Genomic DNA, 12,586 nt, shown 5'->3' with positions numbered 1-12,586 from the left:
CGCCCGGTTTACATTCCGAACCCGGAAGCTAAGCCTTTCAGCGCCGATGGTACTGCAGGGGGGACCCTGTGGGAGAGTAGGACGCCGCCGAACAACCCGCCCTTTTAGCTCAGTCGGTAGAGCGTCTCCATGGTAAGGAGAAGGTCAACGGTTCGATTCCGTTAAAGGGCTCTGAAAAGAAAAGGCCCCCGCCATCTGGCGGGGGCCTTTTCTGCGTTCCCGGTCCGGCCGGTCCTGCCGGCCGGGTGGTCCACGAACACCACCTCGAACGGCAGCCGGCTCACCGGTGTATCCGCTCTCAGTCGCCGTGGCGCTGTTCGGGGATGCGGAAGGCGAGGATCGCCATGTCGTCCGAGGCCGGTTCTGCGGCGAAGCGTTCCACCGCGCGCAGGACGCGGGAGGCGACGGCGCCCGCGGTGAGGCCCGTACAGGTGGTCAGGACCTCGGCGAGGCCGTCGTCGCCGAGCATGCGGGTGCCTTCGCGGCGTTCGGTGACGCCGTCCGTGACGCAGAGCAGGACGTCGCCCGGGTCCAGGGTGAGGGTCTGCTCGTAGAGGTCCAGGTCGTCGAGCACGCCGAGGAGCGGCTGCGGGTCCGCGGCTGAGAGGACCTCGCCGTTCGGACGCAGGCGCAGGGGGAGCGGGTGGCCGGCGCAGACGACTTTCATGTGGGCGCTGCCGTCGGGCTGGGGATGGAGCTCGCCGTAGAGGAGGGTGAGGAAGCGGCTGCGGTCGCCCTCATCGAGGATCGCCGCGTTGAGGCGTTCCAGTACGGCCGGACCGCCGAGGCCCTCGCGGGCCAGGAGGCGCAGTGCGTGGCGGGCCAGGCCGGTGACGGCAGCCGCCTCGGGGCCCGTACCGCAGACGTCGCCGATGGCGAAACCGTAGACGCCGGGGCGGATCGGGAAGACGTCGTAGAAGTCGCCGCCCACCTCGTTGCCCTCGCCGGCGGCGCGGTAGATGACCTCGACCTCGATGCCGGGGATGGCGGGGGAGCCGGGAGGCAGCAGGCTGCGCTGGAGGGATCGGCTGATGGCGGTGCGCTCGGAGTAGAGGCGGGCGTTGTCCAGGGCGAGGGCGGCGCGGCGGGAGAGGTCCTCGGCGAGTTCGAGGATCTCCTGGCGGAAGTGTTCCTCGGAGGGTTTGCCGAGGGTCAGCATGCCGATGACGCGGTTGCGGGCCAGCAGGGGCAGGACGACGGTCTCGCCGCCCACGGCGGTCGCCGTCGCGGGCCAGGGGCGGGCCCCGGCCTCGCGGACCGGTTCGGGCGGGCTGACGTGGGAGAGCAGGTCCTTGAGGCCGTCGATGCGGTCCTCGTCCTCGTGCAGGACGTAGGAGAGGTACGGATCGGACGCCGGGTCGGCGATGGTGTAGACGGCGCACCAGGTGGCGAGGGTGGGGACGGTCATCTGGGCCATCAGGGCCAGGGTCTGGTCCCGGTCGAGGGTGCCGGCGAGCAGGTCGGAGGCCTCGACGAGGAAGGAGAGGGAGCCGCGGCGCAGCCGTTCGAGCTCGCCGAGGCGGGCCGACTCGACGGCGAGGGCGATGCGGTCGGCGGCGAACTGGAGCCGCAGGGCGTCCTCGTTGGAGTAGCGGCCCGGGTTCTCGGCGGCGATGCCGAGGGAGCCGGTGAGGCGGCCCTCGACCTTGAGGGGGACGGTGACGGCGGAGCGCATGCCGGTGTTCTCCAGGAGCGGGACGGCTCCGGGGACGACGGCGAGGTCGTCGTGGACGGCGGGCATGCGGGCGGAGCCGTACCGGTTGGTGCCGGCCTCGACGGGGACGCGCGCGAAGCGCTGGCGGGTGGAGGGGAGGCCGGTGGTGGCGCGGACCTCCAGCTCGGTCTCGTCGTCGGTGGCCAGGAGGAGGAACGCGGAGTCGGCGTCGAGGAGGTCGCGGGCGCGTTCCACGGTGCGCTGGAGGAGGCCGTCGAGGTCGTCGGGGGCGGGGGAGCCGATGAAGATCTCGAAGGGGTCCACCGGCCGGGAGTCGGCGAGGTGGGCGCCATCGGTGGGGACGCGTACGGGGCTCATCAGGAGTGCGCGCTCGTCGTCGTGGACGAGGAGGCAGACGATGGAGGGTTCGCCGTGGGCGTCGCGGACCCGCAGGTGGGAGGCGTATACGGGAATGACGCGGCCGTCGGCGCCGCGGATGCCGTAGCTGCCCTCCCAGCGGGACAGGCGCAGGGCCTCGGCGATGCCGGTGCCGGTGCCGGGGGTCTGCGGCCAGGCGGCGAGCTCGGCGAGGGGGCGGCCGACGGCCTTCTCGGCGGGGTGGCCGAAGACGATCTCTGCGTCCTCGTTCCAGGCGGAGATGGTGTCGCCGGCGTCGATCTGGAGGACGGCGACGCGGACCCGGCTGTCGGCGAGGGGGAGGAGCTGGTCGGGGACCACGGGGCCGGCGGAGCGGGTACCGACCGGACGGTCCGGCAGGTCGAGGCGAAACCACACGTGCTTGTGGGCGGCGGTGTACTCGACGCCCCAGCGAGTGGCGAGGGCGGCGCAGAGCATGAGCCCGCGGCCGTTCTCACGGTCGGGGTCGGCGTACGGTCGCTCGCCGGGGAGGTGGAGCGGGAGCTCGCGCTCCGGGTACCGGTCGGCCACCTCGACCCGTACGCCGTCTTCGGTGCGCAGGCACAGGACTTCGGCGCTGGTGCCGGCATGGACCACGGCGTTGGTGACGAGTTCGCTGGTGAGGACCACCGCGTCGTCGACGATGTCCGCGAAGCCCCAGCCTTGGAGGGTGTCGCGGACGAACGCGCGGGCGGCGGCGACCGAGCGCCCTTGAGGATCGAAGCTGGCAGCCGCCCGTGCCGTGATCACAAGTCTCCTTCGACGCGGTGGACATCGGATGCCAGGTTACTTACCTTCGCGGGGGCCATGGTGCCGTCGTCGGGGAATCCACCCGCAGGGTGCGGCCGGTGTGCGATGGTGCCGGAGTGTTATGGCCGGGTTCGGCCGGGGTGAAACACTGGGCAGGCTTGGAGTCGGGTATTGAAGAGCAAGGTGCCCGGTGGAACGGCGGTCGACCCTTTCGGGAGGGACACGGTGGAGTCTGGCGCGGCGGTGCGGCGTACGGGAACGCGCCCGAAGGGCGGACGATCCCGGCGGGGAGGCACCACGGAGGTTGATACCGAGGCCCTGAACAGGCTGCTCACGGCCTTGGTGTCGATGCGGGACGGAAACTTCCGCAAGCGCCTGACGGTGTCCGGCGAAGGCGTGATGGCGGAGATCGCGGCCGTCTACAACGAGGTCGCCGACCGCAATCTCCACCTGACCGGGGAGCTGTCCCGGGTGCGGCGGATGGTGGGCCGCGAGGGCAAGCTGAGCGAACGGCTGGAAACCGGTGCCTGCGAGGGCTCCTGGGCGGCCGCGATCGACGCCTCGAACCAGCTGGTGGACGATCTGGCCCGGCCGGTGTCGGAGGTGGGCCGCGTGCTGTCTGCGGTCGCCGAGGGTGACCTCGACCAGCGGATGGACTTGCGGACGCAAGCCGCGGAAGGGGCCGGCCATCCGCTGCGCGGTGAGTTCCTGAAGGTCGGGCGGACGGTCAACAACCTGGTCGACCAGCTCTCCGCGTTCACCGACGAGGTGACGCGGGTGGCCCTGGAGGTGGGTACCGAGGGCAAGCTCGGTGGCCAGGCGCAGGTGCGCGGAATGTCCGGTTCCTGGAAGGATCTGACCGACTCCGTCAACACGATGGCGTACCGGCTCACCGCTCAGGTGCGTGATATCGCTCTCGTTACGACGGCGGTGGCCAAGGGCGACCTGTCGCGCAAGGTCACGGTGCACGTGGCCGGCGAGATGCTCCAGCTGAAGAACACCGTGAACACGATGGTGGACCAGCTGTCCTCCTTCTCCTCCGAGGTGACCCGGGTCGCCCGTGAGGTGGGTACGGAGGGTGAGCTGGGCGGCCAGGCGAAGGTGCCCGGCGTCGCGGGCGTGTGGAAGGACCTCACCGACTCCGTCAACACGATGGCGGGGAACCTCACGGCCCAGGTGCGCGGGATCGCGCAGGTGACGACGGCCGTGGCCAACGGCGACCTGTCGCAGAAGGTCCGGGTCAGCGCGCGCGGCGAGGTCGCGCAGCTGGCCGAAACGATCAACCAGATGACCGAGACGCTACGGACCTTCGCGGACGAGGTCACGCGGGTGGCGAGCGAGGTCGGGGCGAAGGGCCTGCTGGGCGGCCAGGCGCAGGTGCCGGGTGCGGCCGGGACGTGGAAGGACCTCACCGACTCGGTGAACACGGTCTTCCGCAACTTGACCACGCAGGTGCGGGACATCGCGCAGGTGACGACGGCGGTGGCCAACGGCGACCTGTCGCAGAAGGTCACCGTGGACGTGGCCGGCGAGATGCTGGAGTTGAAGAACACCGTCAACACGATGGTGGACCAGCTCCAGTCCTTCGGCGCCGAAGTGACGCGTGTGGCCCGTGAGGTCGGCGTGGAGGGTGAACTGGGCGGTCAGGCGCAGGTGCCGGGTGCGGCCGGTACGTGGAAGGACCTCACCGACTCGGTGAACACCGCCTTCCGCAACCTCACCGGGCAGGTCCGCAACATCGCGCAGGTGACGACGGCGGTGGCCAACGGCGACCTGTCGCAGAAGGTCACCGTGGACGTCTCCGGCGAGATGCTCCAGCTGAAGAACACCGTGAACACGATGGTGGACCAGCTGTCCTCCTTCGCCGACCAGGTCACGCGGATGGCCCGCGACGTGGGCACCGAGGGCCGGCTCGGCGGCCAGGCCCGGGTCGAGGGGGTGTCCGGCACCTGGAAGGAACTGACCGACTCCGTCAACTTCATGGCCGGCAACCTGACCTCCCAGGTGCGGCAGATCGCCCAGGTGACCACGGCGGTCGCGCGCGGCGACCTCTCCCAGAAGATCGACGTGGACGCGCGCGGCGAGATCCTGGAGCTGAAGAACACCATCAACACGATGGTCGACCAGCTCTCGGCCTTCGCCGAGCAGGTGACCCGGGTCGCCCGCGAGGTGGGTACGGACGGGCGGCTCGGCGGTCAGGCGCAGGTGCCGGGCGTGGCCGGCGTGTGGCGCGACCTGACGGACTCGGTGAACGGCATGGCCGGGAACCTGACCTCCCAGGTGCGCAACATCGCGCAGGTCGCGACGGCGGTGGCCCGCGGTGACCTGTCGCAGAAGATCGACGTGGACGCCCGGGGCGAGATCCTGGAGCTGAAGAACACCCTCAACACGATGGTCGACCAGCTCTCGAACTTCGCGGAGCAGGTGACGCGGGTGGCCCGCGAGGTGGGCACCGAGGGCATCCTGGGCGGCCAGGCGGAGGTGAAGGGCGTCTCCGGCACCTGGAAGGACCTCACGCAGTCCGTCAACTTCATGGCGAACAACCTGACCTCGCAGGTGCGCAACATCGCCGAGGTGACGACGGCGGTCGCCACGGGCGACCTGTCCAAGAAGATCACCGTCGATGCCAAGGGCGAGATCCTGGAGCTCGTCACCACCGTGAACACGATGGTGGACCAGCTGTCCTCCTTCGCGGAGCAGGTGACGCGGGTGGCCCGCGAGGTGGGTTCCGAGGGCATCCTCGGCGGCCAGGCCCGGGTGCGCGGTGTGACCGGCATCTGGAAGGACCTGACCGACAACGTCAACCTGATGGCCAACAACCTCACTTCGCAGGTGCGCAACATCTCGCAGGTCTCGTCGGCGGTCGCCAACGGTGACCTGACGAAGAAGGTCACCGTCGAGGCGCGCGGCGAGGTCGCCCAGCTCGCCGACACCGTGAACACGATGGTGAAGACCCTCTCGTCCTTCGCCGACGAGGTCACGCGCGTGGCCCGGGAGGTGGGTACGGAAGGCCGTCTGGGCGGCCAGGCGCACGTGCCAGGGGTCTCGGGGACGTGGAAGGACCTCACCGACTCGGTGAACTTCATGGCGTCCAACCTCACCGGACAGGTGCGGCAGATCGCCATGGTCACGACCGCCATCGCCAAGGGCGACATGACCAAGAAGATCGACATCGACGCGCGCGGCGAGATCCTGGAGCTGAAGACCACCATCAACACGATGGTCGACCAGCTGTCCTCCTTCGCCGACCAGGTGACCCGGGTGGCCCGCGAGGTGGGCACCGAGGGCATCCTCGGAGGTCAGGCCCGGGTCCGGGACGTCGACGGCACCTGGCGTGACCTGACCGAGTCCGTGAACGAGATGGCGGGCAACCTCACCCGGCAGGTGCGGGCCATCGCGGCCGTCGCCACGGCGGTGACGCGCGGCGACCTCAACCTCAAGATCGACGTGGACGCGGCGGGCGAGATCCAGGTCCTCCAGGACAACCTCAACACGATGATCGCCAACCTGCGCGACACCACCTTGGCCAACAAGGAGCAGGACTGGCTCAAGGGCAACCTCGCCCGGATCTCCGCCCTGATGCAGGGCCGTCGCGAGCTGGACGACGTGGCCTCGCTGATCATGAGCGAGCTGACGCCGGTGGTCTCCGCGCAGCACGGGGCGTTCTTCCTGGCGCTGCCGGCCGGCGGTACCACCGAGATCGGGACGGAGGGGGGCGCCGACGGTTCGTACGAACTGCGGATGCGCGGGAGTTACGCGTACGCCGGCGGCCAGATGCCCATCTCCTTCCGGCCGGGGGAGGGGCTGATCGGGACCGTCGCCCAGGAGAAGCGGACGATCCTCGTCGAGAACACCCCGCCCGGCTACCTGAAGATCTCCTCGGGGCTGGGCGAGGCTCCGCCGGCGCACGTGATCGTGCTGCCGGTGCTCTTCGAGGGGAAGGTGCTCGGCGTCATCGAGCTGGCCTCCTTCCAGCCCTTCACGCAGATCCAGAAGGACTTCCTCAGCCAGATCGCCGAGATGATCGGTACGAGCGTCAACACCATCTCCGTCAACTCCAAGACCGAGATGCTGCTCAAGCAGTCGCAGGAGATGACCGAGCAGCTGCGCGAGCGCTCCGACGAGCTGGAGAACCGGCAGAAGGCCCTCCAGGCCGCCAACGCCGAGCTGGAGGAGAAGGCCGAGCTGCTCGCCCAGCAGAACCGGGACATCGAGGTGAAGAACACCGAGATCGAGGAGGCCCGGCAGGTCCTGGAAGAGCGCGCCGAGCAGCTCGCGGTCTCGATGCGCTACAAGTCCGAGTTCCTGGCCAACATGTCCCACGAGCTGCGGACCCCGCTCAACTCCCTGCTGATCCTGGCCAAGCTGCTCGCGGACAACGCGGACGAGAACCTGTCGCCCAAGCAGGTGGAATTCGCCGAGACCATCCACGGGGCCGGCTCGGACCTGCTCCAGCTGATCAACGACATCCTCGACCTGTCGAAGGTCGAGGCCGGGAAGATGGACGTCTCTCCGACCCGGATCGCGCTGGTGCAGCTCGTCGACTACGTGGAGGCCACCTTCCGGCCGCTCACGGCGGAGAAGGGGCTCGACTTCTCGGTACGGGTCTCCCCGGAGCTTCCGGCGACCTTGCACACCGACGAGCAGCGGCTGCTGCAGGTGCTGCGCAACCTGCTGTCGAACGCGGTGAAGTTCACCGACACCGGAGCGGTGGAGCTGGTGATCCGGCCCGCCGGGGCGGACGTGCCCACGGCGATCCGCGAACAGCTGCTGGAGGCCGGATCGCTGCGGGAGGCGGACGCCGACCTGATCGCCTTCTCGGTGACCGACACCGGCATCGGGATCGCCGCGAGCAAGATGCTCGTGATCTTCGAGGCGTTCAAGCAGGCCGACGGCACCACCAGCCGCAAGTACGGCGGCACGGGCCTGGGGCTGTCCATCAGCCGGGAGATCGCCCGGCTGCTGGGCGGGGAGATCCACGCGGCGAGCGAGCCCGGCCGCGGGTCCACCTTCACGCTGTACCTGCCGCTGCACCCGAGCGAGCTGCCCCCGCAGGGCTACGCGCCGCCGACGCCCGGTGGCGCGCGCGCGGAGCTGTACCGCAGGCCGGCCGCCGAGGAGGCGCCGCGGCCCGCGCTGCCGGCGGCTCCGGCCGAGCAGGGCCGCGCGGCGTCCGGGCAGCCGATGGGGCTGCCGCGGGCCGGGGAGCCGGTGGGGCAGGGGTCTTCGGCGTTGTTCCGGCGCCGCCGCAAGGCCTTGAGCGAGCCGCTGCCGCGGGCCGAGGTGCCGGGGCAGGACGAGGCCGAGGCGTGGGCCCTCGAGGAGCCGCAGCCTGCGGCGCCGCGGACCTACGACTTCCACGGCGAGCGGGTGCTGATCGTGGACGACGACGTGCGCAACGTCTTCGCGCTGACCAGCGTGCTGGAACAGCACGGGCTGGCGGTGCTGTACGCCGAGAACGGACGTGAGGGCATCGAGGTCCTGGAGCAGCACGACGACGTGGCGCTCGTGCTGATGGACATCATGATGCCGGAGATGGACGGGTACGCGACGACCTCGGCGATCCGGCGGATGCCGCAGTTCGAGGGGCTGCCGATCATCGCGCTGACGGCGAAGGCGATGAAGGGCGACCGCGAGAAGGCCATCGAGTCCGGGGCTTCGGACTATGTGACCAAGCCGGTGGAACCCGACTACCTACTGTCGGTCATGGAAGGGCATATGCGAGGGAAGTGAAGCGGGAGCGGGCGGGCGGGAGGGGCTCCGGAGGGAACCTTCCGCCCTCCCACCACGTTTCTGCTTCGTGCACAGTGACATCTTGGTGACAGGGTGTGGCGATCTCGGGACTGGGGCTACGATGACCGGCACAAGGACGGACGGCGCGAGGATGCCTTCCCCTGGGGCGGGGCCCGGCGCACAGGCCGGTACCAGGAGCCGGGGAGGCCCCATGCCGGGGCGAGGAGGACAGGGCATGGTGCAGAAGGCCAAGATCCTCCTGGTCGACGACCGGCCGGAGAATCTGCTGGCGCTGGAGGCCATCCTCTCCGCGCTCGATCAGACACTGGTCCGGGCGTCGTCGGGGGAGGAAGCGCTCAAGGCGCTGCTGACGGACGATTTCGCGGTCATCCTGCTGGACGTGCAGATGCCGGGAATGGACGGCTTCGAGACGGCCGCGCACATCAAGCGGCGGGAGCGGACCCGGGACATCCCGATCATCTTCCTCACCGCGATCAACCACGGTCCGCACCACACCTTCCGCGGGTACGCGGCGGGCGCGGTGGACTACATTTCCAAGCCCTTCGACCCGTGGGTGCTGCGGGCCAAGGTCTCGGTGTTCGTGGAGCTGTACACGAAGAACTGCCAACTGCGTGAGCAGGCGGCGCTGCTGAGGCTCCAGCTGGAGGGCGGCAGCTCCAACGGGTCGGCGGACGGCTCCAAGGAGACCGCGGGCCTGCTGGCGGAGCTCTCCGCGCGGCTCGCCGCGGTGGAGGAGCAGGCGGAGGCGCTGACCAAGCAGCTCGGCGAGGAAGCGGCCGATCCGGGGGTCGTGGCGACCGCGGCTCACCTGGAGCGCAAGCTCACCGGACTGCGCCGGGCGCTCGACGCGTTGGAGCCCGGTACCAGCGGCGGAGCCGCGGTGCTTCCCGCGCAGGGCTGAAGGTCCCCGGGGCCGGTCCCGGGGACCGCTTGTCGGCCCGTCAGGTCTGGCGGCGCGTCAGGACGGCGCCCGGATACGGGCACCTCCCGGTGGCGGCCGACGACGACACGAACGGGTGAAGGGGTGGGCACGCGTGTCCACCGGGGCGCGCACCGGTAACCTCGGGCCCATGGCCTCAAGTACGTCCGGTAAGGGTTCCCAGAGCACGGCGGGCGCCGCGAAGGGCCGCACCGGCCGTACGACGGCGCCGGCGAAGAAGGCTGCCCCCGCCCGCAAGCCGCCCGTGAAGAAAGCCGCCCCCGCCAAGCGCGCCCCGGTCAAGAAGGTCGCGCCCAAGCCGGCGCCGTCCCCCACCGGGGGCGTACTGCGGCTGCTGCGCGCCGTCTGGCTCGGAATCGCGCACGCGGTCGGCGCGGTGTTCCGCGGTGTGGGACGGGGTGCGAGGAACCTCGACCCCGCCCACCGCAAGGACGGCCTCGCGCTGCTGCTCCTCGCGCTCGCGCTCATCGTCGCCGCCGGGACGTGGTCGAATCTGAGCGGGCCCGTCGGGGACCTGGTCACCATGCTGGTGACGGGTGCGTTCGGGCGGCTCGACCTGCTCGTGCCCGTCCTGCTCGGCGTCATGGCGGTACGTTTCATCCGCCATCCCGAACAGCCCGACGCCAACGGCCGGATCGGCATCGGGCTCTCCGCGCTCGTCATCGGGATCCTGGGGCTGGTGCACATCGCCTGCGGGGCACCCGGGCGCGACGAGGGCACCACCGCCATGCAGAACGCAGGCGGGCTGATCGGCTGGGGCGCCTCGAAGCCGCTGATCTTCACCATGGGCGCACCGCTGGCCGTGCCGATGCTGGTGCTGCTCACGATCTTCGGCCTGCTCGTGGTCACCGCGACTCCCGTCAACGCGATCCCGCAGCGCCTGCGCAGTGCCGGGATCCGGCTGGGGGTCATCGCGCCGAACGAGTACGACGAGGGGTACGGGGAGCAGGCGGAGGGCTCCGGCCGGCACGACGCCGAGCAGTGGCGGGCCCGCGCCGGGGAGACCGGCCCGGCGGAGCCCGCGGACACGGTCGAGGAGGAGGTGCTCGCCCGGCGCAGGCGCCCCCGGCGGTCCGCGGTCCGGCCTGCCATGGACCGCGAGATGGACGCCGTCGACGTGGCCGCGGCGGCCGCCGCCGCGCTGGACGGGGTGGTGTACGGCGGGATGCCGCCCTCCCCGCTGGTCGCCGACCTCACGCACGGCATCTCCGTGGAGAGCGAGGGGGTGGAGATCACCGCTCCGGTGCCCTCGGCCCGCGAGGAGAAGCCCCCGGCGGCCTCGCCCTCGCCCTCGCCTTCGCCGCACGACACCACGGCGGCGGCCTCCGGGACGCTGTCCGTCCCCGATCTGACCAAGGCCCCGCCCGAGACGCAGGCGCTGCCGCCCCGCGCCGAGCAGCTCCAGCTGCGCGGCGACATCACGTACGCCCTGCCCTCGCTGGACCTGCTGGAGCGAGGGGGGCCCGGCAAGACCCGTAGCGCCGCGAACGACGCGGTGGTCGCCTCGCTGACGAACGTCTTCACCGAGTTCAAGGTCGACGCGAAGGTCACCGGCTTCACCCGGGGTCCGACCGTGACGCGCTACGAGGTGACCCTCGGCGCGGCCGTGAAGGTGGAGCGGATCACGGCACTGGCGAAGAACATCGCCTACGCCGTCGCCTCGCCGGACGTCCGGATCATCAGCCCGATCCCGGGCAAGTCGGCGGTCGGCATCGAGATCCCGAATTCCGACCGCGAGATGGTCAACCTCGGTGACGTGCTGCGCCTCGCGGACGCCGCCGAGGACGACCACCCCATGCTGGTCGCGCTCGGCAAGAACGTCGAGGGCGGCTACGAGATGGCCAACCTCGCCAAGATGCCGCACGTGCTGGTCGCCGGCGCCACCGGCTCCGGCAAGTCCTCCTGCATCAACTGCCTGATCACCTCGGTGATGGTGCGGGCGACCCCGGAGGACGTCCGGATGGTGCTGGTGGACCCCAAGCGGGTGGAGCTGACGGCGTACGAGGGCATCCCGCACCTGATCACGCCGATCATCACCAACCCCAAGCGGGCGGCCGAGGCGCTCCAGTGGGTCGTGCGCGAGATGGACCTGCGCTACGACGACCTGGCGGCCTTCGGCTTCCGGCACATCGACGACTTCAACCAGGCGATCCGCGACGGCAAGATCAAACTGCCGCCGGGCAGCGAGCGGGAGCTGAGCCCCTACCCGTACCTCCTGGTGATCGTCGACGAGCTCGCCGACCTGATGATGGTGGCCCCGCGCGACGTGGAGGACTCGATCGTCCGCATCACCCAGCTGGCCCGTGCGGCCGGCATCCACCTCGTGCTCGCCACACAGCGGCCCTCGGTGGACGTCGTGACCGGTCTGATCAAGGCCAACGTGCCCTCGCGGCTCGCCTTCGCCACCTCCTCCCTCGCGGACAGCCGGGTCATCCTCGACCAGCCGGGCGCGGAGAAGCTCATCGGCAAGGGCGACGGGCTGTTCCTGCCGATGGGCGCGAACAAGCCCGTCCGGCTCCAGGGCGCCTTCGTCACCGAGGCCGAGATCGCCGGGATCGTCCAGCACTGCAAGGACCAGATGGCTCCCGTCTTCCGCAACGACGTCACGGTCGGGCAGAAGCAGAAGAAGGAGATCGACGAGGAGATCGGCGACGACCTGGACCTGCTGTGCCAGGCGGCCGAGCTGGTCGTCTCGACGCAGTTCGGGTCCACCTCGATGCTTCAGCGCAAGCTGCGCGTGGGCTTCGCGAAGGCGGGCCGGCTGATGGACCTGATGGAGTCGCGGGGGATCGTCGGGCCGAGCGAGGGTTCGAAGGCGCGCGACGTGCTGCTGAAGGCCGACGAGCTGGACGGGGTGCTCGCGGTCATCCGGGGCGAGACGGCCGACTAGGCCGGGCGCGGGCTCCGGTGGCGGTGCCGGCGGCGGGCGGCGGCGGGCGCGGCGCGCGCGACGGATCGGGGGGCGGCCGTTTCTCCTGGGCCCGCGTGCAGTTGAGGGAGGTGGCGGCGTGTTCCGGGCCGCCGCGCCGGGCGGGAGCCCCGTAGCCATTCGTATGGCGTAGGAAGGCCCC

General features: G+C 70.7%; 4 protein-coding genes, 1 tRNA gene and 1 rRNA gene. 5 read left to right on the top strand and 1 reads right to left on the bottom strand.

Translation table 11 applies throughout. The features are described 5' to 3' along the window. Both rrf and ACFWBY_RS18045 read left to right on the top strand, forming a co-directional pair. Positions 1 to 93 (top strand): 5S ribosomal RNA (rrf, locus tag ACFWBY_RS18050); the annotation flags it as partial. Positions 94 to 98: 5 nt separating this feature from the next. Further along, positions 99 to 171, top strand: a tRNA-Thr gene (locus ACFWBY_RS18045). 127 nt (positions 172 to 298) lie between these two features. Here ACFWBY_RS18045 and ACFWBY_RS18040 read toward each other — a convergent pair. Continuing rightward, positions 299 to 2,821 (bottom strand): SpoIIE family protein phosphatase, encoded by a 2,523-nt coding sequence (locus ACFWBY_RS18040; RefSeq protein WP_385340331.1) that lies wholly within the window; start codon positions 2,819 to 2,821, stop codon positions 299 to 301. Between the two features lie 225 nt (positions 2,822 to 3,046). Here ACFWBY_RS18040 and ACFWBY_RS18035 point away from each other — a divergent pair, with 225 nt between their 5' ends. The 3 genes from ACFWBY_RS18035 to ACFWBY_RS18025 all read left to right on the top strand — a co-directional run bounded on the left by ACFWBY_RS18035 (position 3,047) and on the right by ACFWBY_RS18025 (position 12,405). Continuing rightward, on the top strand, positions 3,047 to 8,554 hold the full coding sequence (locus tag ACFWBY_RS18035; RefSeq protein ID WP_385340329.1) for a HAMP domain-containing protein: 5,508 nt from the start codon (positions 3,047 to 3,049) through the stop codon (positions 8,552 to 8,554). 235 nt (positions 8,555 to 8,789) lie between these two features. Further along, entirely contained in the window at positions 8,790 to 9,476 is a 687-nt protein-coding gene (locus ACFWBY_RS18030) for a two-component system response regulator (protein ID WP_385340327.1), read from the top strand. A 169-nt stretch (positions 9,477 to 9,645) separates the two neighbouring features. Then, positions 9,646 to 12,405 (top strand): DNA translocase FtsK, encoded by a 2,760-nt coding sequence (locus ACFWBY_RS18025; RefSeq protein WP_385340325.1) that lies wholly within the window; start codon positions 9,646 to 9,648, stop codon positions 12,403 to 12,405. The last annotated feature ends 181 nt before the right edge of the window (positions 12,406 to 12,586 follow it).

The organism is Streptomyces sp. NPDC060049 (assembly GCF_042736715.1).
Classification (GTDB): domain Bacteria; phylum Actinomycetota; class Actinomycetes; order Streptomycetales; family Streptomycetaceae; genus Streptomyces.
This window is presented reverse-complemented; position numbering and strand designations above follow the sequence as displayed.